Annotated in this window: 27 protein-coding genes and 1 tRNA gene; 12 read left to right on the top strand and 16 right to left on the bottom strand. The window is 57.7% G+C overall.

All coding sequences use genetic code 11. The features are described 5' to 3' along the window. Window positions 1–12: 12 nt before the first annotated feature. A complete protein-coding gene (locus QOL67_RS16510; RefSeq protein ID WP_283427078.1) occupies window positions 13–1,035 on the top strand; it encodes a hypothetical protein in 1,023 nt (340 codons plus the stop codon). A gap of 34 nt (window positions 1,036–1,069) precedes the next feature. Here the strand turns inward: QOL67_RS16510 and QOL67_RS16515 are convergent, their stop codons facing one another. From QOL67_RS16515 to QOL67_RS16530, 4 genes are read right to left on the bottom strand one after another with little or no spacing between them, the layout of a single operon-like run. After that, window positions 1,070–2,341, bottom strand: a complete 1,272-nt coding sequence (locus QOL67_RS16515) for a molybdenum cofactor synthesis domain-containing protein (RefSeq protein ID WP_283427079.1) — start codon at window positions 2,339–2,341, stop codon at window positions 1,070–1,072. 20 nt (window positions 2,342–2,361) lie between these two features. Beyond that, window positions 2,362–2,859 carry a molybdopterin-guanine dinucleotide biosynthesis protein B gene (mobB, locus tag QOL67_RS16520; protein ID WP_283427080.1) on the bottom strand — a complete coding sequence of 166 codons (498 nt, stop codon included), beginning with the start codon at window positions 2,857–2,859 and terminating at the stop codon, window positions 2,362–2,364. A 2-nt stretch (window positions 2,860–2,861) separates the two neighbouring features. Continuing rightward, the gene (mobA, locus tag QOL67_RS16525) at window positions 2,862–3,482 is read right to left on the bottom strand and encodes a molybdenum cofactor guanylyltransferase MobA (protein ID WP_283427081.1); all 621 of its coding nucleotides are present in this window, start codon (window positions 3,480–3,482) and stop codon (window positions 2,862–2,864) included. Then, window positions 3,479–4,366: a formate dehydrogenase accessory sulfurtransferase FdhD gene (locus QOL67_RS16530; RefSeq protein WP_283427082.1), complete on the bottom strand. Its 888-nt coding sequence runs from the start codon at window positions 4,364–4,366 to the stop codon at window positions 3,479–3,481. The genes mobA and QOL67_RS16530 overlap by 4 nt, the downstream gene beginning before the upstream one ends. Before the next feature lie 147 nt (window positions 4,367–4,513). Here QOL67_RS16530 and QOL67_RS16535 point away from each other — a divergent pair, with 147 nt between their 5' ends. Together QOL67_RS16535 and QOL67_RS16540 are read left to right on the top strand one after the other, a co-directional pair. Continuing rightward, the gene (locus tag QOL67_RS16535) at window positions 4,514–5,227 is read left to right on the top strand and encodes an AzlC family ABC transporter permease (RefSeq protein WP_283427083.1); all 714 of its coding nucleotides are present in this window, start codon (window positions 4,514–4,516) and stop codon (window positions 5,225–5,227) included. Next, on the top strand, window positions 5,224–5,547 hold the full coding sequence (locus QOL67_RS16540; protein ID WP_283427084.1) for an AzlD domain-containing protein: 324 nt from the start codon (window positions 5,224–5,226) through the stop codon (window positions 5,545–5,547). The genes QOL67_RS16535 and QOL67_RS16540 overlap by 4 nt, the downstream gene beginning before the upstream one ends. Window positions 5,548–5,652: 105 nt before the next feature. On the opposite strand, the gene QOL67_RS16545 is transcribed toward QOL67_RS16540, so the two are convergent. The 5 genes from QOL67_RS16545 to QOL67_RS16565 all read right to left on the bottom strand — a co-directional run bounded on the left by QOL67_RS16545 (window position 5,653) and on the right by QOL67_RS16565 (window position 9,770). After that, window positions 5,653–6,282, bottom strand: a complete 630-nt coding sequence (locus QOL67_RS16545) for a hypothetical protein (protein WP_283427085.1) — start codon at window positions 6,280–6,282, stop codon at window positions 5,653–5,655. 26 nt (window positions 6,283–6,308) lie between these two features. Beyond that, window positions 6,309–6,443 (bottom strand): aa3-type cytochrome c oxidase subunit IV, encoded by a 135-nt coding sequence (locus tag QOL67_RS16550; RefSeq protein WP_283427086.1) that lies wholly within the window; start codon window positions 6,441–6,443, stop codon window positions 6,309–6,311. Between the two features lie 91 nt (window positions 6,444–6,534). Then, entirely contained in the window at window positions 6,535–6,993 is a 459-nt protein-coding gene (locus QOL67_RS16555) for a DUF6173 family protein (RefSeq protein ID WP_283427087.1), read from the bottom strand. 15 nt (window positions 6,994–7,008) lie between these two features. Next, the gene (locus tag QOL67_RS16560) at window positions 7,009–8,052 is read right to left on the bottom strand and encodes an MBL fold metallo-hydrolase (protein ID WP_283427088.1); all 1,044 of its coding nucleotides are present in this window, start codon (window positions 8,050–8,052) and stop codon (window positions 7,009–7,011) included. Beyond that, complete coding sequence (locus QOL67_RS16565; RefSeq protein WP_283427089.1) at window positions 8,052–9,770, bottom strand: acyl-CoA dehydrogenase; 1,719 nt, start codon at window positions 9,768–9,770, stop codon at window positions 8,052–8,054. Before QOL67_RS16565 ends, QOL67_RS16560 begins: the two co-directional genes overlap by 1 nt. A gap of 115 nt (window positions 9,771–9,885) precedes the next feature. On the opposite strand from QOL67_RS16565, the gene QOL67_RS16570 reads away from it, so the two are divergent. Continuing rightward, window positions 9,886–10,833: an L-threonylcarbamoyladenylate synthase gene (locus QOL67_RS16570; RefSeq protein WP_283427090.1), complete on the top strand. Its 948-nt coding sequence runs from the start codon at window positions 9,886–9,888 to the stop codon at window positions 10,831–10,833. An 87-nt stretch (window positions 10,834–10,920) separates the two neighbouring features. Further along, the gene (locus QOL67_RS16575; RefSeq protein WP_283427091.1) at window positions 10,921–11,301 is read left to right on the top strand and encodes a cupin domain-containing protein; all 381 of its coding nucleotides are present in this window, start codon (window positions 10,921–10,923) and stop codon (window positions 11,299–11,301) included. Here the strand turns inward: QOL67_RS16575 and QOL67_RS16580 are convergent. Continuing rightward, a complete protein-coding gene (locus tag QOL67_RS16580; RefSeq protein ID WP_283427092.1) occupies window positions 11,298–11,882 on the bottom strand; it encodes a YqgE/AlgH family protein in 585 nt (194 codons plus the stop codon). The two genes, QOL67_RS16575 and QOL67_RS16580, sit on opposite strands and share 4 nt — an antisense overlap. Window positions 11,883–12,033: 151 nt before the next feature. On the opposite strand from QOL67_RS16580, the gene QOL67_RS16585 reads away from it, so the two are divergent. Further along, window positions 12,034–12,852: a protein-disulfide reductase DsbD domain-containing protein gene (locus tag QOL67_RS16585; RefSeq protein ID WP_283427093.1), complete on the top strand. Its 819-nt coding sequence runs from the start codon at window positions 12,034–12,036 to the stop codon at window positions 12,850–12,852. Here the strand turns inward: QOL67_RS16585 and QOL67_RS16590 are convergent. The 5 genes from QOL67_RS16590 to QOL67_RS16610 form a co-directional block, all read right to left on the bottom strand. Then, on the bottom strand, window positions 12,844–16,242 hold the full coding sequence (locus QOL67_RS16590; protein ID WP_283427094.1) for an efflux RND transporter permease subunit: 3,399 nt from the start codon (window positions 16,240–16,242) through the stop codon (window positions 12,844–12,846). The two genes, QOL67_RS16585 and QOL67_RS16590, sit on opposite strands and share 9 nt — an antisense overlap. A gap of 3 nt (window positions 16,243–16,245) precedes the next feature. Further along, window positions 16,246–17,700, bottom strand: coding sequence for an efflux RND transporter periplasmic adaptor subunit (locus QOL67_RS16595; protein WP_283427095.1), 1,455 nt, complete (start codon window positions 17,698–17,700; stop codon window positions 16,246–16,248). A 138-nt stretch (window positions 17,701–17,838) separates the two neighbouring features. Continuing rightward, entirely contained in the window at window positions 17,839–18,384 is a 546-nt protein-coding gene (gene moaB, locus QOL67_RS16600) for a molybdenum cofactor biosynthesis protein B (RefSeq protein ID WP_283427096.1), read from the bottom strand. A gap of 9 nt (window positions 18,385–18,393) precedes the next feature. Further along, complete coding sequence (locus tag QOL67_RS16605) at window positions 18,394–18,999, bottom strand: metallophosphoesterase family protein (RefSeq protein WP_283427097.1); 606 nt, start codon at window positions 18,997–18,999, stop codon at window positions 18,394–18,396. Then, window positions 18,996–19,790, bottom strand: a complete 795-nt coding sequence (locus QOL67_RS16610) for a uracil-DNA glycosylase (RefSeq protein ID WP_283427113.1) — start codon at window positions 19,788–19,790, stop codon at window positions 18,996–18,998. The genes QOL67_RS16605 and QOL67_RS16610 overlap by 4 nt, the downstream gene beginning before the upstream one ends. Before the next feature lie 126 nt (window positions 19,791–19,916). Between QOL67_RS16610 and QOL67_RS16615 the strand changes: the two genes are divergently transcribed. From QOL67_RS16615 to plsY, 5 genes are all read left to right on the top strand, one after another. After that, the gene (locus QOL67_RS16615) at window positions 19,917–20,873 is read left to right on the top strand and encodes an aspartate carbamoyltransferase catalytic subunit (RefSeq protein WP_283427098.1); all 957 of its coding nucleotides are present in this window, start codon (window positions 19,917–19,919) and stop codon (window positions 20,871–20,873) included. Between the two features lie 110 nt (window positions 20,874–20,983). Continuing rightward, a complete protein-coding gene (locus QOL67_RS16620; RefSeq protein ID WP_283427099.1) occupies window positions 20,984–21,544 on the top strand; it encodes a hypothetical protein in 561 nt (186 codons plus the stop codon). Next, complete coding sequence (locus QOL67_RS16625) at window positions 21,544–21,984, top strand: hypothetical protein (RefSeq protein WP_283427100.1); 441 nt, start codon at window positions 21,544–21,546, stop codon at window positions 21,982–21,984. Before QOL67_RS16620 ends, QOL67_RS16625 begins: the two co-directional genes overlap by 1 nt. 55 nt (window positions 21,985–22,039) lie before the next feature. Then, the gene (pyrC, locus tag QOL67_RS16630; RefSeq protein WP_283427101.1) at window positions 22,040–23,314 is read left to right on the top strand and encodes a dihydroorotase; all 1,275 of its coding nucleotides are present in this window, start codon (window positions 22,040–22,042) and stop codon (window positions 23,312–23,314) included. After that, window positions 23,314–23,925, top strand: a complete 612-nt coding sequence (gene plsY / locus QOL67_RS16635; RefSeq protein ID WP_283427102.1) for a glycerol-3-phosphate 1-O-acyltransferase PlsY — start codon at window positions 23,314–23,316, stop codon at window positions 23,923–23,925. Before pyrC ends, plsY begins: the two co-directional genes overlap by 1 nt. A 29-nt stretch (window positions 23,926–23,954) precedes the next feature. Here plsY and QOL67_RS16640 read toward each other — a convergent pair whose 3' ends face one another. After that, window positions 23,955–24,338 (bottom strand): carboxymuconolactone decarboxylase family protein, encoded by a 384-nt coding sequence (locus QOL67_RS16640; protein WP_283427103.1) that lies wholly within the window; start codon window positions 24,336–24,338, stop codon window positions 23,955–23,957. Between the two features lie 169 nt (window positions 24,339–24,507). Between QOL67_RS16640 and QOL67_RS16645 the strand changes: the two genes are divergently transcribed. Next, window positions 24,508–24,597 (top strand) — tRNA-Ser (locus tag QOL67_RS16645). The last annotated feature ends 201 nt before the right edge of the window (window positions 24,598–24,798 follow it).

Below are 24,798 nucleotides of genomic sequence, written 5' to 3' on the forward strand. Positions count from 1 at the left end.
ATGCGGCCTCGCATGAAAGATGACACAGACTCCCAGCCAACCCCGCTGGGAATTTATGACAAACCAAACGGGCCCAAAGTCACCTCGATTGAAGTGATTGCGGTTGGCCTAAGCTTTGTTTGGCTTGTCGGCTCTGTCGTGTTTTTCTTAGTGCTGGAACATAACCCCGTTGACGGCGCAAGCGGCCTTCAGTTCCTCATGACCCTTTTGGCTGTCTTCATGCCGGTAGCAATGATCTGGGTGGCGGCCACTGCGGCACGGTCGTCTCGGGTGATGCGCGAAGAAAGTGCGCGCCTTCAGGCCGCGATCGACGCGATGCGTCGGACCTACGTAAACCAAGCGCAAGGTGTTCAGGCACAGCAAGGCGTCGAACCATCTGTTGCCAAGAAGCTGGACGAGATTGCTGCTGCAACGCGCAAGACGGAAACCGCTCTGGCCACATTCTCTTCCAACCGCGAGCGAGATGACAGCATCCGGAAACCCGCAGAACTCGAAACTCCGGCAGATGACCTGGCGGATCAAGGCACATTGGCTTTGGGGACTCCAGCCGAAGAGCTATCGCCACCCCTGCCTCGGACGGATTTCATCCAAGCGTTGAACTTCCCGGAAAATGCAGACGACGCAGAGGGCTTTACGGCTCTGCGTAAAGCGTTGCGAGATCGGCAATCAGCACAACTTATTCAAGCAAGCCAGGACGTTCTCACACTGTTGAGTCAAGATGGCATCTATATGGATGACCTACGCCCTGACCTGGCACGCCCGGAAATCTGGCGTCGTTTTGCGGCAGGCGAACGTGGCAAGCCAATTGCTGCGCTTGGGGGCGTGCGAGACCGCAGTTCTCTGGCCTTGGCCGCTGGTCGCATGAAACAAGATCCGATCTTTAGAGACGCCGCGCATCACTTCCTACGCCGGTTCGACAAGTGCTTTGTCGAATTTGAGGAAACCGCATCAGATGCGGATATTGCCGCACTCTCGGAAACCCGAACGGCCCGCGCCTTTATGTTGCTTGGACGGGTTGCTGGTATCTTTGATTAAACAAAAAGAGCGCTCGAGGGAGCGCCCTTTTTGTTTACAGACCGAAGGCCGAATAGGGGTAATAGAGCACCGTCGTACCTTCTTGGACATCAATCGCCTCATCTGGCAGTTCCACCAACCCCTCGGCCCAGCTCAACCCACTGATCCGGCCAGATCCTTCTGACCTAAACACCTCAGCGCATCCATCGCGTAGCCTTGCGCGCAAATACTCACGGCGCCCCGCCTTTTTGGATTTGGCAAACGCCGCAGGAACCTCAAGCCCAACCGGATCACGCCAACCAGCCCCACCGAGCGCGTCCATTGCAGGCTTGGCGAAGATTAGTGTACACACTTTTGCCGCCACAGGATTGCCAGGCAATCCAAAGACCGGCGTATTGGCCCACATCCCCAAGGCCAGAGGGCGACCGGGTTTCACAGCCAACCGCCACAGGGTCATTGAGCCGGTCTCGTTGAGCAATGCCGACATATGGTCCTCGTCACCCGCGGATGCGCCGCCAGACGTCAAAACTAAATCAGAGCGATTTGCAGCCTCGTCCAGGAAGCCCTTTAACGCGTCTCGATCATCGGGAGCACGCCCCATGTCCACAGGGTCAAATCCAAACTGAGCGATCATCGCCAATAACATTGGCCGATTTGCATCAAAAATTTGATCCGGGCGGGCTTCAGCCCCGGGTTCCGCCAACTCGTCTCCCGTTGAAACGACGGCAACACGCAAGCGCCTAAATACGCTGAGGTGTGAAGCACCCGTGGCGGCCGCCAGCGCAAGGTCCGCAGGAATAACCCGCCGCCCCCTTGCAAAGATGACCTCGCCGGCCGCCACGTCCTCCCCAGAACACCGGGTGTTACTTCCTTTTTTGAGCGGTCCGTGGAAAGCAATCGCACTGCCATCAGTGGCCACATCTTCCTGAAGAATAACGGTATCAACCCCCTCGGGGATTGTCGCACCAGTGAGGATCCGCACGGCGTGACCCGCAGGCACTGCCCCCTGAAAAGGTGCTCCAGCAGCAGAACGTCCCTCAACCAACGGGACGTTTTGGGGTCCTTCCACAATGTCGTCATGCCGCAGCCCGTATCCGTCCACTGCGGAATTTGGCAATGGTGGATTGGAACGCTGAGCAGATACATCCTCAGAAAGAATGCGCCCACATGCCTGCGCGAGAGGCAACCGTTCTGTACCTACGCACACGTGCAAACGCTTCTTAAGGAGCGCCAACGCCTCAGCTACGGGGGTCCAATGTGTGTCCGCAGGCAACGAAAAACAATTGTTCTTCAGTGGTGGCGGCACCAATTCTGTTTGCTTAGACACATTGCCCTCCCTCTGTCATGTTATGCGGACATATCCAGATCGGACAGAATGAAATCGGCAATCGCCTTTGTGTCATTCAAATCAAAGACCGGCTTTTCACAGCACAATGAAACATCGCTGGCGATGGCGCGAATGGAAGGGTCTCCCGGAGAAATCAAAGCATTACCCGTTTCCAGCCGGTGCGCCTCGACTTTTGGGTGCGCATCACGCTTGTAACCTTCGACCAAGACCAAATCGACATTGGAAAGCTTGCCAAGCAAATCTTCCAACGTGGGCTCATCTTCGTCACGAAGTTCATGCATCAGTGCCCAACGGCTTTTGCTCGCAAGTAGTACCTCACGTGCGCCAGCAACACGATGCCGGTGACTGTCCTTTCCGGGATGATCCACGTCGAAACTGTGGTGTGCGTGTTTGACGGTGGACACGCTGATGCCGCGTGCTGTGATTTCGGTCACCAAGCGCTCCATCAATCCTGTCTTACCCGAGTTCTTCCACCCGACAACGCCATAAACTTGCATTGTTATTCTATCTCTCCAGCAATCCGGCGAGCCTCAGTGAGGTCTTCCGGCGTGTTCACATTAAAGAAGGGGTCTATCCCGCTTTGGACAAAGCTGGCTTGACCTGCATCATGTTTGTCGGTCCAGATCACAACTTTGCGCAGGCCGTTCTCCAGCGCGGCTCGCAGGTCGCTCCGCAATGCCACAGGCCAGAGGCCAAAAGTCGGTTGGCGCCACAGTTTGCCGCCCGGTTCCCCGGACGCTGCAAGCGCCAAAGGATGTGGCCCGCCTTCTGCCGCCAACAGCAGTTGCGGAACCAAATCACAGGGGAAAAACGGTGTGTCTGCCGCGGCTGTGACAATGGCATCTGCCCCCTGCTCCGCCGCCCAGTCCAAGCCTGCCAACACGCCTGCCAACGGCCCTGGAAACCCTGTCAAGGAATCCGGAATGACTGGCATATCGATATCTTCAAAACGCGCGGGGTCGCCATTGGCATTAATCGCCAAACCAGCCACCTGCGGCTCCAAGCGCCCAATGACGTGCTGCAAAATTGTCTTACCACCTAAAGACAAACGCCCCTTGTCCCCCCCCCCCATGCGGGTTGCTTTCCCGCCAGCCAATATTACGCCAAGAGGCTGTTTCATTTACGAAATCCCCCTTTGCGGGCGTGTTTATTTGTCTCCACAGGCACGCTGGCTGGGTCAACATCGCGCACCAGGCGTTCTTCACCGCTGAGACAAACAAAGCGCTGGCCGCGCATGCGACCAATTACGGTCAAACCAACTTGCCGCGCGATCTCCACGCCCCATGCTGTGAACCCAGATCTAGACGCCAAAACCGGTATGCCCATCAACGCACATTTGATCACCATCTCGGATGTCAAACGACCTGTGGTGTACATCAACTTGTCCGCCGCAGATACGCCGTGCTGAAACATCCAGCCGGAGATTTTATCCACCGCATTGTGACGCCCAACATCTTCCATGTAGACCAACGGTCGCGCGCCTTGGCAAAGAACTGTTCCGTGGATGGCACCCGCTTCGAGGTATAAAGATGGGGTTCGATTTATTGTGTTGGCAAGCGTATACAGGTCGCTGGTTTTCACCTGTGTTTCTGGAAGTGTGACGCCGTCTAGACCTTCCATCATATCGCCAAAAACAGTCCCCACGGCACAACCCGACGTGCGGGTCTTTTTCTTCAGTTTTTCTTCGTGGTTGGTCTCAGTTTCGGTTCGTACAACAACCACTTCCAACTCTTCATCGTAGTCCACGCGGGTGACCATATCCCCATCCCGCAACATACCCTGATTTCGTAAGAAACCCACCGCAAGATACTCAGGATAGTCGCCAATTGTCATAGCCGTTACGATTTCCTGGCTGTTGAGGTAAATCGTCAGAGGCCGTTCTTCTACAACGGAAATTTCTGTTTCCTGCCCTAGATGATCGATACCGACAACCGCCCTAGTGAGCCGTGGGGCCTTGGGGTTAGGAGCGATCAGATATTGTGCCAAATCCGGCGTGTCGGCCATGGAATGTCTCCGATAGTTTGCAGGCAACCTAGTGATGATTATTTGGCATTGCCACCATCAAAAACTTTGCTGCGACTTCGCGTCCAAAAACTTGCGCAGCTGCGCACAGTTCGTTACCCAAAAAAGGTGCATTTCAGCGAGGCTTTTATGGCGTCTTTTTGGGACAGATCCTCTTTCTGGCGCGGCTTTCGTGACGGACTACCGTTTGTGTTGGTTGTCGGGCCGTTTGGGATGTTGTTTGGCGTGGTGGCAACAGAGGCTGGCTTGCCTTTGGTGCAAGTGATGAGCTTCTCGATTGTGGTGATTGCAGGTGCGGCGCAGTTTACAGCGTTGCAACTCATGGCGGACAACGCTCCAACCCTTGTGGTGATCGCGTCAGCGCTGGCGGTGAACCTGCGGATGGCGATGTATTCGGCCTCGATGACGCCGCATCTTGGGGCCCTGCCTGCGTGGCGGCGGGCGTTGGTGGCCTATAGCTTGGTAGACCAGAGTTATGCGCTCTCCGTTATGGAATACGAGAGGCAGCCAGAGATGACACTGGCGCAAAAAACCTCCTATTTTGCCGGGGTTATCGCGCCGGTTCTGCCCAATTGGTATCTCGCCACACTGGTGGGCGCGCTGGTGGGACAGTCCATTCCCGACAGCTTTGCGCTTGATTTTGCTGTGCCAATCACCTTCCTGGCAATGATTGGCCCAATGCTGCGCACCAAGGCCCATGTCGCGGCGGCTGTGGTGTCTGTCGTCTGTGCGCTGCTCTTTGCCTTCTTGCCATGGAACCTTGGCCTGATTGTTGCGGGGATTGCGGGCATGATAACCGGTGCATTTGTTGAATTGCGCTCAGAAAACAAGGGCATGGCATGAGTGAGAGCACAACCATCTGGGTGATCATTGTCGCCATGGGGCTGGGCAGCTTTGGGCTGCGCTACCTATTTCTGGGCGTGATTGGCGATCGGGAAATGCCAGAATGGGTGTTGCGGCATCTGCGTTACACGGCAGTGGCTGTGTTGCCAGGATTGGTGGCGCCACTTGTGTTGTGGCCTGCGGCCACAGAGGGTCAGCCAGACCCTGCGCGACTGGTTGCAGCGGCGGTGACGTTGGGCTTGGGCTATGTCACCAAGAACGTTTTGGCGGCGATTTTTGGCGGCGCGGCAACGCTGTTTTTAGGGCTGTATTTCCTCTAAAAACCACGTCGGTATAGCGTCTGTTTCACGACTGTTTTGCGACTGTGGCGATGCGCGCACAAAAAAGCGCCCCGTAGGGCGCTTCTGTGCATCATCTGCGAGGTGTCACTGGCGTTCGTACTCTGGCACAAAAGCCGCGAGCACCTTGGACTTGTCATCATCATCATACTCAAACAGACGATCATAAGTCGCACCTTTGGCGGCAAAGTAATCCATCAGCTTGCGTGGATAATATGACTGCGGCGCGTCCTCAAATCCCGGCAATGTCTTGAGCAGTGCAGCGGTGGATTTTGCACATTGGGCTTCGGTCACCGGCCCTAGTGTTTCCGCTTTGCGCAGCGCCATTTCCGCCACCTGTGGGCTCACATCAATGGATTGCACGACAACGTGGTAGGTCTCCCGCGCATGGAAGCGGGTGTATTGATCCACCATGTAAGGCGTCATGCCGTAGACAACATCATTTTTGGCAACAATGGCGCCGTCTTTGCGGAAGGAGCCAGCCGGATCAAACGCGATCCGTTGGCTGCCGTTGATCATCAACGAAGTGTGGGCTCCAGAGCCGCTTTCGTTAGAGATCATTGTGTAGAGCGTCAACTGCTTGGGGCCGTCATGCACATATCGTGCAGCCGCCACAGCAGGGTCCGGTGAATTCTCGGACGCTGGATTACGCACAGAACAGGCGGACACAGAGGCGACAAGCGCCAGTAGCGCCAAACCACGAACCAATACATTCATAAAAGGGCACCCCCGCCCGAAAGCGATCAGCTGTTGAAGATCGCCAGGAAAATCAGAACGGCAATTGCAGCATAAGCCACGTAAGAAGAGGCTTTGATGAAACCTGTAAAAGTTTTTTCCTGAACTTCGATGTTCATGGTGCCGTGCTTGTGATCCGCCATGGGGGTAATCCTTCCTGTTGCTTAAAGCGCTGGATAGCTGATTCATTTGGCCCTGTCACCCATTCAGGTGTCGCAGAGCCCATTCGCCGTGTTAAGCGCTGTCTTTCTTGAGACCCTCGGCCAATCGGAAGCCAATCCGGGAGGGCGCTTCGCCTGCATCCTTTTGTTTGGGCAAGGCCCGTAACATGACGTTGAGCTGGCTCACATGTTGCACCAGCTGAGTTTTGATGCCGCTGCTGTCGGAGCCATAGAAAGTGACGATGTCAGGGTCAAAAAAGCCCATACCTTCGATGCGCAGCACGCCCGCTTGGCCGCCAACAAAGCCCATGGCAACCTCATGCTCGTTGTCGAGCTGTTTCTCAAAGTTCTGAATGTAGAGGATCAGGCGCTCATAGGCCCATTCCGCCGCGCTTTTCTGCTTCACCGATTGCTTGGCTATCTCTTCGGGCACATTCACCGCTTTGGCATCCGGGTCAGAATGCACTTCGTACAAACGAGGCAGCGCCGCCGCTTCGATAGCTTCTGCGGTGGTTTTGATATCGTCAGTCATGGGTGTTCGCGCCTGTTAGTTGATCCGTTGCCACAGATACGCGCCATCCTCGCGCGTGGTGCGGCTTACGTCGCCAACTTGATAAAGATGGTTGAGATGTGCAAGGGCTTCGACAAGCGCAAGCCCATATGCCCCACCATCAATTTGACGTTTGAACAGCGGCAAGAAGCATTCAGCGGCAGTTTGCGGCGTGTCGAGGTGCGCCAGCAGACGTTTTAACGCGCCGTGGTGGTTGTCGATCAGTTGGCGCATGCGCAGGGGTGCGCCGGTAAAGGGCAACTTATGACCGCCAAGGATCAACTGATCGTCTCGGGCATATTTGGCAAGCCGTTCACAGGCCTCCAGCCAATCCGCAACCGGATCGGCCTCTGGCTCCGTGGCATAAACGCCGATATTGGAGCTGATCGAGGGCAGGATTTGATCGCCTGACAGAACAAGGTTGTCGTCCTGGCTCCAAAAAGTTGCGTGTTCGGGCGCATGGCCATTGCCAATGTGGACAGACCACTTGCGCCCGCCCATCTCGATCTCATCATCCTGCTTGATGCGCCTAAAACCCAGTGGCATTGGGGCGACGACATCGGCGAAGTTGAACGGGCGTTCGCTGGATCGTTGGTTGTAGATCTCTTCATCCATGCCGCAGGCGCGATAGAAGTCGAGGGTTTCCTGGCGTGGCACTGCTTGTTCGTCGAGTTGCAGCATACGCGCAAACAGCCAGGCGGTGCGTGTGGTCCAAAGGCTGGCGCCAAACTCCGACTGGAACCACCCAGCGAGGCCGACGTGATCGGGGTGGTGATGGGTGACAACAACGCGCGAAATCGGTTTTCCACCCAGCGGACCGGCCATCAGGGTCTCCCAAATGGCACGGCTGCGTTTGCTGTCAAATCCGGTATCGATGATGGTCCAGCTGTTGCCTTCATCCAGCGCGTAAACATTGACGTGGTCGAGCTTCATTGGCAGCGGCAGGCGCATCCAAAGGACACCTTTGGCCACTTCGATGGCCTCCCCCTCTGTCGGGGGAGTGTCCCATGGATAGCGGATGCCTGTCGCGCCGTCTTTCATTACGCCGCACCCAGATCTTCTGGTGTGATCGCGTAGAGATCCTCTGCCCCTTGCATCGCGTGCACCAACACACCGGCGTGTTCCGGCAACAGGCGTTGGATGTAAAACTTTGCCAACTTGCTTCGTGGGCCTTCGCCACCTTCAGCCATGGCGGCCCGCAGGTGGTAATAGCCGCCAAGTACGCGGGCAAAACCGCGCAGGAACGGCACGGAGCCGGCAAAGCGATCGTTCATATTGCCTTGGGCCACCATCCATTCGGTGGCTTCACGCAGGGTCTCTGTGGCCTGCCACAGGGGTTCGGCCAGATCAGCCATACTTTCGCGGACCTTTTCAGCACAGTCTTCGATTTCATCGAGCAGCGCATAGGCGGCGTCGCCGCCGTCCATCAACTTGCGGGCCACAAGGTCCATCGACTGGATGCCATTGGTGCCTTCATAGATTGCGGTCACACGCACATCGCGGGAGAATTGCGCGGCACCGGTTTCCTCGATGAAGCCCATGCCGCCGTGTACCTGAACGCCGTCTTCGGCAACTTTGATGCCCACATCTGTGCCAAACGCTTTGGCAATTGGGGTCAGGAAGGCGGCGCGGGATTTCCACTCTTTTTCACCGGTGGCAGTGCCCATGTCGATCGCCACAGCGCAGGCCATTTCGATGGCGCGGGCGGCAAAGATGTCAGCCTTCATACCCGCCAACATGCGACGCACGTCGGCGTGGTCAATGATGGTCCCGCCGCCCTCAACCGGCGTGCGGCCTTGCTTACGCTCCAGTGCATATTCCAGAGCCATTTGGTAGGCACCTTCGGCGGCACCTACGCCTTGCCCACCCACGCCAAGCCGGGCGTTGTTCATCATGGTGAACATGCATTTCATACCGTCGTGTGCGTTGCCCACGAGCCAGCCCTTGGCATTGTCAAACTGCATGACTGCGGTTGGCGAGCCATGAAGCCCCATTTTATGCTCAAGGCTCACAACACCCAATGTGTTGGCCACACCAGGATTGCCGGCCTCATCCGGAATGTACTTGGGCACGATGAACAGGCTGATGCCTTTGGTGCCGGGTACGCCGTCGGGCAGACGGGCCAGCACCAGATGGCAAACGTTGCCGGTGAAGTCATTGTCGCCCCAGCTGATGAAGATCTTCTGGCCGGAGACCGCATAAGAACCGTCATCGTTTGGCACGGCCTTGGAACTCAACGCGCCTACGTCAGAGCCTGCGGCAGGCTCGGTCAGGTTCATGGTGCCCGCCCATTCGCCGGTGATCAGCTTTTCCAGATAGGTGGCTTTGATCTGCTCGGAGGCGTGATGTTCCAGCGCTTCGATCTGGCCCTGGGTCATCAGCGGGTTGAGCTGCAGCGACAAGCAGCCAGCGGCCATCATCTCATTCACAGCGGTGGTGATTGTGTGTGGCAGCCCCATGCCGCCGTACTCTGGCGACGCGCCGGTGGAAATCCAGCCACCTTCGGCAATGGCCTTATAAGCGTCAGCAAACCCCGGAGAGGTGCGCACAACGCCGTTTTCCAGCACAGCCGGTTCCAGATCACCGTTGCGGTTCACCGGGGCCATGACTTCGTCAACCATTTTGCCTGCTTCGAGCAGGATCGCCTCGGTGGTGTCACGGTCCGCATCGGCAAAGCGCTCGGTTGCGGAGACATTTGCAAAATCCACCACGTGATCAAAAAGGAACTGGAAATCGGTTACTGGGGCGCGAAAGGGCATCTGTCTCTCCGGCAGGCTTGGCAATAAGTGCTGCTGCTTGTATGCAGCTTTGGGCCATACGGTAAGGGTCTTGTTGAGCCTATCACAGAAGAACGCAGCGTCACAGGAGTGCCCCTTGGATACAGAAATCCTCTCGCCAGATGCCTCTGGATATGTCCGCGCCGCCTCACTGTTGAATGATGGCGGATTGGTCTCATTCCCAACCGAGACAGTATACGGGCTTGGCGCGGATGCTCGTCAGAACATAGCCGTGGCGCGGATTTTTGAGGCAAAAAACCGCCCCACGTTTAATCCGTTGATCGTGCATGTTGCGGATGTGGCTGCTGCAAAACGCTACGTCCATTGGACCGATATGGCGGACCGATTGGCGTCGGCGTTTTGGCCGGGGCCGCTGACACTTGTGTTGCCATTGCGCGATGATTCTGGGCTGTCAGCGCTTGTGACCGCCAATTTGCCAACGCTTGCAATCCGGGTGCCGGAGCATCCCGTGGCGAAGGCTTTGCTCAGCGAATTTGATGGGCCTGTGGCCGCGCCGTCTGCCAACCCTTCAGGTAAGATCAGCCCCACCCACGCACAGCATGTGATCAACGGCCTGTCCGGTCGGATCGAAGCTGTGGTGAACGGCGGGCAGTGCGGCGTGGGGGTCGAGAGTACAATTCTTGGGCTGTTTGACGCGCCAACCTTGTTACGCCCCGGTGGCTTGCCGCAGGAAGCCATTGAAGCCGCGTTGGGGTGTCCCGTTGTCACCCGATCAGAGGCTGATCCGCTGACCGCACCGGGGCAGATGCTGTCGCATTATGCGCCCGGGGCTTCGGTGCGGCTGAACGCGGTGGAGACTGCCGAGGGCGAGCGGCTTTTGGGCTTTGGCAAAGTTGAAGGGGCAACGCTAAACCTAAGTGTCGCAGGCGATTTGACCGAAGCAGCAGCCAATCTGTTTCATCATCTGCATGCGCTGGATGCCGACGGAGAAGCCCCAATTGCCGTGTCGCCTATTCCGGACCATGGACTGGGGCGTGCCATCAATGATCGTCTGCGCCGCGCCGCTGCGCCCAGAGGGATTTAAAATCCCAAAGCTGGTGCCCTGCGCTTGACGTATCAACGCCAGTCTTGAAGGCTGAGAGTTCCAGTTCAGGATTCGAGGGGGCTAGCCATGGCAGAAACCGTTGCGTGCGTCAGACTATACTCTGACGACGCGGGAGAGAGCCACTTTGAGGACATCGAATTCGAGATGTCCTCAATCCAATATGCCCCACCAGCCCCCGCTTTGGGTATTTCTGATCCCATTGCGACATCGCAGTGCTTTTGGTTTCGGTTTCCGCAGGATTGGAGTGACACCGCCCACCCTTCTCCGCGCCGACAACTGTTTATCCTCCTAGAAGGCCAAGTCGAAGGCTGGACAAGCCAAGGCGAGACTCGTGTTTTTGGGCCGGGAGACCGGCTTCTGATGGAAGACACTACTGGCAAAGGCCATGGCGCTCGGCCACTCGACGGCGAGGCCGTGGCTATTGTCGTTGCGCTTTCAGAAGATTAGGCGTGGCCAGCTGCTGAGCTGAGTGTCAGGGGGTCCACCCCGATGCTTTTCAAAGCTTCAGCCCACTTAGCAGAGTTGCTTGTGTCAAACACAATCTGGTCAGTGGCATCAGCAATCAGCCAGCCATTGTCACCGATCTCGTTTTCCAACTGCCCCGGCCCCCAACCGCTATAGCCCAACAAAGTCAGCGCCTTATGCGGCCCCAAATCTTGCGCGATGTCATCGAGGATGTCTTGTGTTGTGGTCAGCGCAAATGTCGCCCCAACCTGCAGGTTGGACAGATCAGATTTGTATTCGGGAGAATGCAACACAAAGCCGCGCCCGGTTTCCACAGGGCCGCCAAAGTGTAGCGTAGACGTGGCCTCGGGGGATTTGGGTTCGATGGAAAGCTGATCAAACAAGTCTGACAAGTTTACGCCATCAATCGCCTTGTTCACAATCAGGCCCATGGCCCCGTCTGACGAATGCGCACAGAGGAACACCACTGAATGCGCAAAGCGCGGGTCACTCATGCCGGGCATGGCAATAAGCAGCTGCCCGGTTAAATCCATTTGCGTGTCAGTGTCTTGTGTCGTGTCCAAGGGGACCTCATACGTTGAATGTCGACGCCTGCTTTCAACATGTGTCCCGCAGAGGTTAGACGCAAGAGGTAAGCAAACTGTTTCAATCGCTCGCGATTATCTGATCGGATTGTGAGTTGGTTTTTGGGTCCCAATGGCTCATGTGTTGCTTATGACAACACGCTCCCTCCTCCCTTCGCTCGCGTTTGCGGCGCTGATGGCTCCAGCCTTTGTGCCAGCTGTGGCCTTTGCCCAATCTTTTGATCAGGTGGTACAGGCCGAAGTCTTACCCGGTTGGCGCACTGCAGATGGCACCCATATGGCGGCGGTGAAAGTCACGATGAACCCTGGGTGGAAGACATATTGGCGCGCGCCGGGGGATGCCGGCATACCACCACAGATCACTTGGAATGGATCGCGCAATATGGAAAGCGTGGCGCTGGAGTGGCCCACGCCAGAGGTGTTTAATCAGAACGGCATGCGCTCTATCGGCTATACGGACGCACTGGTGTTGCCAATTAAGATTTCCCCAAAAGACGCAAGTAAACCTGTGCGCCTAAAGGCCACGCTCGACATCGGCGTGTGTCGTGACATCTGTGTGCCACAGCGTTTGAAAGTTAAAGCGGAGCTGCCTGCAAGCGGGGCGCGGGATGCAGAAATTGCAGCGGCCTTGGTGGATCAACCGTTGACTGCCCGAGAGGCAGGCGTGGGCAAAGTGACATGTAAGCTGTCCCCAACATCAGACGGGGTTGCGTTGGAGGCAACCATACATATGCCCAGCGCCGGCGGCACGGAAGTGGCTGTCGTGGAAACCGCCGACTCGTACATCTGGGTGGCCGAAGGTAAAACCAAGCGGTCTGGCAACACTTTGGTCACGAAAACCGAGATGATGCATGTGGATGCATCCTCCTTTATGGTGAACCGTTCTGATCTACGCTTTACCGTGTTGGGTGCCAATCACGCGGTGGATATTGTTGGCTGTTCAGGCTGAGGCCGCTTTCCGCCAAGCGCGCAACATCATCCACGCTACGCCCACCAAATAGCCGCCAAACGAGATCAACCACGCGCCCAAGAGGAACAGCAGCAAAGCTGGGAAGGCGCTGTTGAAGGTGCCGGACGGCAAGACTGTTTGCGCCAGAAGCGGGTGGATTTCGCCGTTCAGCAAAACCCAGCCAAAAGTCACCACCAGCCATGCGGCGATGACCGTGGCACAAAGCGCCACACCCGCGCGGATGCCTTTGGCCCGTGGCGCGCGGCGCAGCGCCTGCATTTGGCGGGTGACATCATTCTGGATTGCCACCAAGGCTGGCACCACGAGAAGCACCAAGAACATGCCAAAGCCAAGGCCATAAACCAGGGTGATCACGGTCGGCTTGAGGAACTGCGCCTGAGCGCTACGCTCAAACAGCAAAGGTGCGAGCCCCAGCACGGTGGTGGCGGTGGTCAGGAAGACTGGACGTAAACGGTCAGCGGAACCATCGATGATTGAGGGGATCACGCCACGGTCTTTGGCGTAGTCGTCGATGGTGGTGATCAACACAATGCTGTCATTGATGATGATACCAGTCATGCCCAACAGGCCCACAACGGTGAACATAGACAGCGGAACATCGTGCCACCAATGGCCGTAAATCGTGCCCACCAATCCAAACGGAATGATCGCCATGACCACCATGGGGCGGGTCCAGCTAGAGAACACCCAGGCCAGCACCAGGTAGATGCCAGCCAAGCACAAGATCAAGCCGGAACGGGCGTCGTTGAGAAACTCATCTTCCTGCTCTGCCAAGCCAGCAAGCCGCCATTCAACCTGCTTTTCGCTGGCAATGGTGGGCAATATGTCATCCCGAAGTTGTTCCAGGATGGCTTCGGCGCGGGCGGGGTCATCCTCGCTGATATCGCCGGTGACGGAGATCAAGCGCACGCCGTTTTCACGGCGCACGGTGGAGAAACCGGTACGGCTTTGCACGGTGACCACATCGGCCAATGGCACGTAAGTGCCGGTTGGCGTGCGCATCAGGCTGCCTTCGAGGAAGTCGGCGGTGAGTTCCCCTTCGGGCAACTCAATACGGATGGCTGCACTGCGCGGGCCATCCGGGTAGGTCGCCGCTTCGATACCGTTGAGGCGGTGGCGCAGCACGCGGCCCAGAGCGTCGATAGAGAAGCCTAGAGCGCGACCCTGCGGGGTCAGCTCTAGGATCAACTCTTCTTTGTCGTAGCTGAGGTTGTCCTCGACGGCGGAGACTTCGCCAAACTCATCCAAAGCAGTTTTGAGAGCTTCGCTGGCGGATTTCAGGGTTTCGCTGTCCGCCCCATAAAATTGTACGTCCAGAGCGTCACCACCGGGACCGGAACGCCAGCCACGGAAGCTCACGGTTTCCACCAAAGGATGACGCGCCACACGGTCTTGCAGTTCGGCGACAAAGGCAAAACTGGAATAGGGGCGCAAATCAGCGTCAATGAGCTCTATGGCAATGCCGCCCAAAAGATCTGGGTCAAGACTTTCTGAGCCGGGCAAAGAGCGACCCGAATTGCCGCCAATTTCCGAAATCACATAGTCCAACGGGTTTCTACCGTGGCGCTCCTCATACTCCTTGCCAAGCTCCTCTGTGGCGCGCTGCATCTCTTTCATCATCGCAAGGCTGTCGGAGCGGGTGGCGCTTGGCAGCATGGCGAAGTTGCCCGTGACGGAACCGCGTTCCGGCGCATTGAAGAAACGCCATTTCACGTCGCCTCCGATGAACAGAGCCATTTGACTGGCCAAGGCAACCACTGCAATCGCGAGCATAGGATAGCGGGCCCAGATCACAAACCGCATGAAGGGGCGGAACAGAGTTTCACGCACTTTGCGGAAGCCGCGGTTCACCACGCGCGACGGCACGTCGTACCAATGCTCCTTGGCGGAGTTCTTGATCGCATGGGCCATGTGATGCGGCAGGATCAGAAAACATTCAACCAGCGAGGCCAAGAGCACCACAATCACGGTGAACGGGATGTCGGCAATCAGATCCCCAAAGCGCCCACCAATGGCCGTGAGGCCAAAGAAGGCAATCACGGTGGTGATGGTGGAAGAAAACACCGGCAGGGACATGCGCTTTGCGGCGTTTTCGGCAGCGACAAAGGGCGGTTCATTGAGGCGTCGCGCACGGGCGTCGGCGTGTTCGCCCACCACAATGGCGTCGTCCACCACGATCCCAAGCGTGATAATCAGACCAAACAGCGAGATCATATTGATCGTCAGCCCTGCGGCATACATCAGCGCAACAGCGGCAAACATGGCTGTTGGGATACCAGCAGCCACCCAGAAAGCGGTGCGCGCGTTTAGGAACAAGAACAGCAGCACGACCACCAAAGCCAGGCCCATCAGGCCATTGTCGATCAACAGGTTCAGACGGCCAGTAATGGCCTCGGCGCGGGTGCGAATGAGCTCAAGCTTTACCCCTTGTGGCAGGGTCGCCTGCATTTCGGCCGCGACCTCTTCCACCGCACGCTGCATCGCGATGGCATCGCCCGCATCAGTCCGGTCAACACGGATCGACATGGCCGGATCGTTGCCCACAAAATACGTGCGGTTGCGGTCCACACCTTCGACGCGCACAGTCGCCACATCCTCCACAGTCAGTTTGGTACCGTCGGAATTGGACCGCAGTGCAATGCCCGCGATTTCATCTGGAGCACGCTTCTCTACACCTGTGCGCACCCGAGCAAAAGCGCCGGTTACATCCCCGGCAGGGTCGGCATTGACCTCTTGCGCCACCGCTTGCGCAATCTGCTCCATGGTGATGTCGTGGGTGATCAAGTCAACGGATGACACCTCGACAATAGTTTGTCTTTCAGCCAGTCCGCGAATTGTCGTGCGCGTGACACCCTCGGTGTAGAGCCGCGCAACAAACTCATCCGCAAAACGGGCAATCTGGTTGATGTCCACAGGACCGGTGATCACCACGTCGGTCACGCGGTCTCGCCACGCGCCACGTCGCACCACCGGGTCTTCGGCCTCCTCAGGCAGTGTGTTCACCCCATCAACAGCCACCTGCACATCATCGGCGGCACGCGACATGTCCCAACCGGGCTCAAAATCCAGCGTGATGCGGGCATAATCCTCAATCGAGCGGGTCTCAGTACTTTCCACGCCTTCAACGGCAAGAAGCGCAGGTTCAAGCACCTGAACAATCGCCGCATCCACGTCTTCAGCCCCTGCGCCTTCCCAGGCCACATGCACCGCGACGTTATCAATCACCACATCAGGAAAGAACTGTGCGCGCATGCGGGGCATGGCCGCGATGCCTGCCAGGATCAGTATCACCAGCAGCAAATTTGCGGCCGTGCGATGGCGGGTGAAATAGCTCAGGATGCCGCTTGCGCGTTCGCCAATCTCCCGCATGACTTAGCCTCCCATCCGGCTGCGCAGGCGCTCCACCATGCGCGCCGGCACCTCTGGTTGGCTCAGCGCCTGCAACATGCGTTTTTTGGCGTCTGACGGAATACGCCCGTTGGCTTCAACCGCAGCGACAAACTTCGCGCGCTCTTCGTCACTCAGCGCAATCATGGCCGGCGCGTCTGAAATTTTCTCCTCGCCATTCAGTGGTTTCACCGCAATGCCTTCGCCCAATAGCGGCGTGCGGCGGGTGACCACCTGTTGCCCTTGCAAGCCACGTCCCCGTACCAAAACGTCATCGCCTTGCCGGCGCACAAGGCGGACCTTTTGTGTGGTCAGGCGATTGCCATCTCCGACAACCAGAACTTCGCTGACCGCATTGATCGCAGTCGCAGGCAAGCGGATCACATCCTCCAGCTCCGGTTCTCGCACCCGCACGGTGACAAAATCACCAGGCTTGAGGCCACGGGGACCGTCCAGTCGGGCGTAAAGCACACGGCCGGTTTGGCCTTCACCCACAGCGGCAGCATCGCGGGTGATCACGCCCGTGGCGGTCAGATCCGCGCCAAGAACGTCCATGGCCACGGCAATTTCTGCTTGGTGCACCTGACCATTGTCATCCAATAGCCGGGCGTATTGCGTGGTGGACACCCTGAAGACCACTTCAAGCGCCTCAGCGTCGATCAAGGTCGCGAGGCGCTCGTTCATGGAAACCAATCCACCCTGCACGATGTTAACCTCCGACAGCGTGCCAGAGAAGTCCGCCGTTATCACGGTGTCATCCAAGTCTTTCTGCGCTTCGGCCAATTGGATTTTGGTGCGGTCCAAACGGGTGACCGCCTGATCCACACGGGCTTCGGCCTGAGCCAAAGCGCGGCGGTTTGACAGCACGGATTGACGCGCCGCGGCTTGCGCCAGCTCTGCCACTTCGACAGAGGCTGCGGTGCCAACCCCGCGATCTTGCAAGTCAATTTGACGGTCAAACGCCTTTTGACGCAGGCCAAGCTGCGCCTGTGCAGATTTCAATTCGTCTTGCGCCAAGATCAGGGTGCGGTCCGCATCCCGTTGTTCTGCCTCTGCATCGAGAAGATCGGCGGCAATACGATCCAGTGCATAGCTGGCTTTTGTGGGGTCAATCTTTGCCAGCACCTCGCCAGCGGTGACATTGGCGCCATCTTCAAAGTTTTCAGACAGAAAAATTACCGTGCCAGCAGCAGCAGCGCGCACTTCCAAAGAGCGACGGCTTTGCACCTCACCAAATGCCACAAGCTCCGGCGTTTCAGCACCGGGTTCTGCGGTTTTGACGTTCACGGTAAACACGCGCTCGCGGGCGGGCGGGCCTTTGCTGTCCTGAGCCATGCGCTCGTCAACAGCGTTCATCACAAGGCTGCCCGCATAGAGGATCAAAGCCACAGTGGCGGAGAGCAAAAACAGCCCCGTCAGACTTTGCCGCAAAAATCTCATCTGCCTCGCCTCCCAGCGTCGGTGGTACAGTTCATGATGCGCCTGCCCAGACCAAAAGCCAAGGCACGCATAGGTGATACGGATGTGTTGATACGTTCCGTCACATTTTTTGTATAAATATTTGACGGGGGCGCAGAATTACTTTGTGCGCTTCAGATGCTCATCCAGTCGCGGCATGATTTCCACAAAGTTGCAGGGCATGTGACGGTAGTCGAGCTGATACGACAATATCTCATCCCAAGCGTCTTTGCAGGCGCCGGGACTGCCGGGCAGCGCAAAGAGATAGGTGCCATTGGCCACACCACCCGTGGCGCGGGACTGCACGGCGCTGGTGCCAATTTTTTGCATGGAGACCATGGTGAAGACTGTGCCAAAGGCCTCGATCTCTTTCTCATAGACGTCGCGGTGTGCCTCCACCGTCACGTCCCGTCCCGTCAAGCCGGTGCCGCCAGTAGAGATGATCACGTCAATGTTGTCGTCCGCACACCAGTCGCGCAGCTGCGCCGCGATATCAGCGCGCTCGTCTTTGATGATCGTGCGATCCGCGAGGATGTGGCCGGCTGCCTCCAATCGCGACACCAATGTATCTCCGGAGCGATCTTGGCTCAGCTCGCGGCTGTCGCTCACCGTGAGCACAGCGATTTTCACCGGAATGAAGGTTTTGGTTTCGTCGATGCGGCCCATAAATGTCTCCTAAGCGGATGGGGCGATGTCAAACCACGTGCCGGTGGGGCCGAGGTTCACAACCTTGGACGGGCCAACCTGTGACGATTGACCCCAACAATCGTGGATATGACCACATAGGACCAAAGGCGGCGCAATGCGCTCAATTGCCTCAAGCACAGCGGTGGAACCAAGTGAGAGGCCTGTGGAGGTGACATCAACGTGGCCTTTGGGTGGGGAGTGGCTGATCAGGATATCGGCGTTTTTGCAGGCGGCCAGCATTTTGGCCGCGGTGGGCTCGTCAAGGTCACAGGACCAGTCTTTGAAAGGCGTGACGGGCACTGCATAGCCGAGGCCAAAAATGTTGAGACCTTCGAAGATGGTGGCCCCGCCATGCAAAACAGTGGCGTTGCTGGGCGCGGCGGCGCGCAGCTCGTCTTCGCTTTCGTTGTTGCCGGGCACCATGATGATCGGTGTGGTGATACCCGCGATCAGGTCGAGCGCACCGGTCAAGTCTTTGCGGTGGTTGGTGAAATCGCCCGCGGCAATGACCAAATCCGCGTCCTGGCTCATCTCAACAAGGCGGCGGGCTGCGGGTGCTGCGCGGTGCAGATCAGAAAAGGCGAGGATTCTCATGATGTTTCGTCCAACTTGGCTTTCAGGCTCAGCAGGTCAGCCCAGGCTTCCCGCTTTAAGGCCGGACGGCGCAGCAAGTCAGCGGGGTTCATCATCGGCAGAGAAGGTTTGTCAAAAGCGGTTTGCCACTGCCCCCGCACGCGATTGATGCCACGTTGGCCGGAAACACATTCCAAGGCGGCGTTGCCCATCAACACAATCACATCCGGCGCCACCAGTTGGATATGGCGCTCCAGAAACGGGCGCATCATTTTCAAAACTGGGGCCGGCACTTCGCCGCCACGTTGCGCGCGCCATGGCAATACCGGCGCAATATAGAGCGCATCTTTGCTCATTGGCACATCACGGCCCATGTCGATGGCAGCAAACATATTGTTGAAAAGCGCGCCTGCGCGGCCAACAAACGGTTTGCCCTCCCGGTCTTCGTCACGGTCCGGCGCGTCACCAATGATCATCACCCGCGCCGCTGGATTGCCATCGGCAAAGACAAGATTACGGGCACCGCGTTTGAGGGTGCAGTGCTCAAACTGCGCCACCGCCTGCTCCAATGCGGCCAGATCTCCTGCAGCTTTCGCCGCCTTTTCCGCCTCGGCCACCGGATCAATCTTAGGCCTGCGCACCGGCGCGGCAGGTGTCTCCGGCAATGCGGCCGCAACGGCTTTTTTCTTGGGGTCTTCTTTGGGCACCTCATAGCGGTCCAGAGGCGCGTCCAGAATGGCTTCGGTGGCGCCGAGTTCCACATGCCATTCCAGCAAGGCGCGCGCCGTATGATAGTCCAAAGCCGATTCCATGGCCGCAGAGTAGACCGCCAGCGGCGCAGACAAAAGAGCGCAAAGTCTTTGATCACGCAGAGGGGTGCTTGCCCCGCCCCCTCCCCCTTCTTATAAGCGGTCCAATCTCGGCAAAAGGAGCAGCACATGCGCTTTGACCACAAGCATCTTTTGGGGATCGAGCCGCTCAGGCCCGAAGAGATCACCACCGTGCTGGACCTCGCGGATCAATACGTTGATCAAAACCGCCGCGCGCAGAAGCATTCCGATGCGCTGACTGGCCTCACACAGATCAACATGTTCTTTGAAAACTCCACCCGCACGCAGGCGAGTTTTGAGATTGCTGGCAAACGCTTGGGTGCCGATGTGATGAACATGGCGATGCAAGCCAGTTCGATCAAAAAGGGCGAGACGCTGATTGATACGGCGATGACGCTGAACGCGATGCATCCAGATCTTCTGGTGGTGCGCCACCCACATTCCGGTGCTGTGGACTTGCTGGCGCAGAAGGTGAATTGCGCAGTACTAAACGCCGGTGACGGCCGACACGAGCACCCGACACAGGCGTTGTTGGACGCACTGACGATCCGCCGCGCCAAAGGGCGCTTACACCGCCTGAATATCGCGATTTGTGGCGACATCGCCCACAGCCGTGTGGCCCGCTCCAACCTGATCCTGCTGGGCAAGATGGAAAACCGCGTGCGTCTGATCGGGCCGCCGACACTGGTGCCCGGCAACTTTGCTGAGTTTGGCGCAGAGATTTATGAGGACATGGAAGAAGGCCTCAAAGATGTGGACGTGGTGATGATGCTGCGTCTTCAGAAAGAGCGCATGGACGGTGGATTTATTCCATCTGAGCGCGAGTACTACCACCGCTATGGTCTGGACGCCGCCAAGCTGGCCCATGCCAAAGACGATGCGATTGTGATGCACCCGGGTCCGATGAATCGCGGTGTAGAAATAGACGGCGAGATTGCCGACGACATCAACCGCTCGGTTATTCAGGAACAGGTGGAGATGGGCGTGGCCGTGCGCATGGCCGCGATGGACCTGTTGGCCCGCAACCTGCGCGAGTCGCGTGCCCAACAGGTGATGGAGGCATAAGCCATGGAAGATCCCAAAGACCCAAAAATGAGCGGTCGCGTCGCGACTGTTGCCCTGATTGTGATGTTTGCCTTTGTTGGCCTGATTGTTTGGATTGGGGGCTAACGCACGTGCAAGTGTCCTCTTCAGAGCGCGGATTGGTGCGGCTGTTTGCCGTTGATGTGCCGTCTGAAGAGATTGAGGCCTTTCGCGCGCAAGTGAATGGCGTGGATGGCGCGCTGCTGTCGTGGCCTCTCAAAGAGGCGTTGGGCTTCACCTATCTGGATGAGGACTTCATTGAACTGTTCCCGGTCAGTGACCTCGAAGAGATGGGGCTCACCGGCTACATGGTCGAAGGCCTTGGCATTGCGCAAAAAGATGTTGCCGAAGATAGCGCGCGACTGGCGGCGCAAAAGGGTTGGGTGCTGATTGTGCTGTCCGCCGCCTTTGACGGGGTGGCGCAGAGCTTGTCCCCCAAGGCCCCGCTGCGCTGGATTGGCACTTACAAAGAAGATGGCGCACCTGTGCATTTTGAGCCGCTGCCGGATGCCAGCGCCAAAGGTCCCGCCTCCACGCAAAGCACGGTGCTACCTGCCCCTTCATCCAACCCGCATCTGACTCTGCTGCTGGCCATTCTGGCCTTGCCCCTTGTTGCCCTTGTTCTGGGTGCCTTTCTCTTTTGGATTTTGTGATGCCTGATCTTTTGACACCCACCGCAGAGCTTTTGGACGGGGAGACCGTATTGGAGAGTTTTCAGGGAGACCGCAGCAGCTACATCCGCACCAACACCTGGATCGCTGCAGGCGCGATGGCGGTGGGTATGGGTATCCTGTGGGCAGTTGGTAATCCGTATGTCTGGACTGGCGCCGTGGGTGGCCTAGCCGCTGTGGTCGTGCGCGCGGGCTATCTGATGTCAGACGAGCTGGCAGTACGCTGGGACTTAACCAATCAACGCCTGCTTGGCCCCGGTGGGCGTGCCATTTCACACACCAACATTGCCGAGCTGAACAAGCTGGGCAGCTTTGTGCAGGTGGTGACTAAAAATGGCGACAAACACCTGATCAAATACCAAACGGACCCGCAGGCGACTATGGCCGCGATTGAGCGTGTCATGAACGGGGCCACCACTTGACTTATCAACAACGAACGACACAAAGACGCCGCGCACCGGCTCAAGGAGATCACCAATGAGCACGCTTTTCACAAACGCCCGTTTGATTGATCCGGCCAAGGACAGCGACGCCCTTGGGTGGGTGTTGGTGGCCGATGGCGTGATTGCCGAGCTGGGCTATCAGGCCGCGCCGCAAGCAGATGATGTTGTCGAATGCCGTGGCAAATGCCTTGCGCCGGGGATTGTGGATATCGGCGTCAAAGTCTGCGAGCCGGGGGAACGCCACAAAGAAAGCTACAAAACCGCAGGGGAAGCCGCCGCAGCTGGTGGCGTGACCACGATGGTCACACGCCCTGACACGCTCCCGGCGATTGACACGCCTGAGGTGCTGGAGTTTGTCGAGCGCCGCGCCAATGAAGCGGCACCAGTGAACGTGCTGCCAATGGCGGCGCTAACCAAAGGGCGTGATGGCCGCGAGATGACCGAGATCGGCTTCTTACTGGACGCGGGCGCGGTGGCTTTTACCGATTGCGACCACGTGGTGACTGACCCCAAAGTGTTTTCCCGCGCGCTGAGCTATGCGCGGTCCTGTGGCGCGTTGGTGATTGCGCATCCACAGGAGCCGGGCCTGTCCAAAGGCGCAGCAGCCACGGCGGGCAAGTTTGCGGCGTTGCGGGGGTTACCAGCGGTGTCGCCGATGGCGGAGCGTATGGGGCTGGATCGCGATATGGCGTTGGTGGAAATGACCGGCGCAAAGTATCACGCCGATCAAATCACCGCCGCCCGTGCCTTGCCAGCGCTGGAACGCGCCAAGAAGAACGGGCTGGATGTGACCGCGGGTACCTCGGTCCACCATCTGACACTGAATGAGTTGGATGTGGCGGATTACCGGACGTTCTTTAAAATCAAGCCGCCGCTGCGCGCAGAAGACGATCGGTTGGCGTTGATCGAGGCGGTGAAATCCGGTTTGATTGACACAATTTCCTCGATGCACACACCGCAAGATGAGGAAAGCAAGCGCCTGCCATTTGAAGAGGCTGCCTCCGGCGCGGTGGGGCTTGAAACACTGTTACCTGCTGCATTGCGGCTTTATCACAACGGCGACCTGACCTTACCGGAATTGTTTCGCGCCATGGCGCTGAACCCGGCCAAACGTCTGGGGTTGGACAGTGGCCGTTTGGAAGCAGACGCGCCAGCAGATCTGGTGCTGTTTGATACGGATGCGCCGTTTGTGCTGGACCGGTTCAAGTTGAAGTCCAAATCCAAAAACACGCCGTTTGACGGTGCCCGCCTGCAGGGTAAGGTGCTGGCAACTTACGTGGCCGGTGCGGCCGTTTACCGGAGAGACTGATGCCTGCATTTGAGACCGCCATGCCCGCTCTAATGATATGGGCCGTCGTTGGCTATTTGCTGGGGTCCATTCCCTTTGGCATGGTCCTGTCCAAGCTCATGGGACTGGGTAACCTGCGCGAAATTGGTTCAGGCAATATTGGCGCCACCAACGTGTTGCGTACCGGCAGCAAGAAAGCCGCCGCGCTGACTCTGATCCTAGATGGCGGCAAAGGCGCGGTGGCTGTGCTGATCGCGCGGGCCATGGCCAGCGAAGATGCGGCACAAGTGGCCGGGCTCATGGCCTTCTTGGGCCACTGCTACCCTGTGTGGTTGAAGTTCAAAGGTGGCAAAGGCGTTGCGACTTTCTTGGGCCTGATGCTGGCGCTGGCGTGGCCGGTGGGCATTGCCTGCTGTTTGACTTGGTTGGCGACGGCCGCAGTGAGCCGGATCTCGTCGCTGTCCGCTTTGGTGGCCGCCGCATCAGGCGCGGTCTGGATGCTGGTTTTGGGCTACGGCAGCGCGGTTGTTTTGGCAGGTCTTCTGGCGGTAATTGTTTTTGCCCGCCACCACGAGAACATCGCGCGGCTGCGGGTTGGCACCGAACCGAAGATCGGCGCCAAGAAGGGCTGAACGTTTGCTTATGCAGTGCAGGCCAACGTCTAGGCCTCGAGTTCGGCAAACACGCGCTTGGCCACGCGAAAGCACTCCAAAGCCTGGGGCACGCCGCAGTAGATGCCAATCACATGAATGATGGATTGCACCTCGTCCTTGGTCACACCATTGGTCAGTGCGCCACGCAGGTGGATTTCCCATTCGGTCATCTTTCCAAGCGCCGCAATCATCGACAGGTTCATCATCGAACGGGTTTTGGCATCAATGGTGTCATCGCCCCAACCAAAGCCCCAGCACCAGGCTGTCATCGCCTCCTGAAACGGACGATGAAAGTCATCAGCATTGTCCAGCGTGTTTTGCACATATTCGGCCCCCAACGTGGCTTTGCGCGCTGCGAGCCCCTTCAAGAACATATCTTCATCCAAGCTCATCGGTATTCCTCCCAAAACCATCAATTGAGGAAGCATAGAGCGGCCTGCCCCACCTCGCGAGGTTTGTTTGCAACGAACAATCTGAGGGCAAATTTTTGTGTGCGGAAAATACAAATTTCGTGAGTTTTGGGACTTGTGTCTGCGGGATACGCCAAATATACGGGTCCGCGGAGACGTGGCCGAGTGGTCGAAGGCGCTCCCCTGCTAAGGGAGTATACCGGGAACGGTATCGAGGGTTCGAATCCCTTCGTCTCCGCCATCCTACATTATTGTTCGATTTGAATGGGCCGCCTTGAGCGGCCTTTTTCATTTGCATTCATAATTTTAGATGTGCTTGAGCTTTTTGTTGAATTTCTTTCGATTATGATCGTATCGTTTCCTTGAGTGGTATGAAATGTGGTATTTTAAATGGCGCTTTCTGGAAAGCTGACAAAGAAGCTGGTCGAGAATCTCGGCGCTG

This window comes from Shimia sagamensis, assembly GCF_900182745.1.
GTDB classification, from domain to species: Bacteria; Pseudomonadota; Alphaproteobacteria; order Rhodobacterales; family Rhodobacteraceae; genus Shimia; species Shimia sagamensis.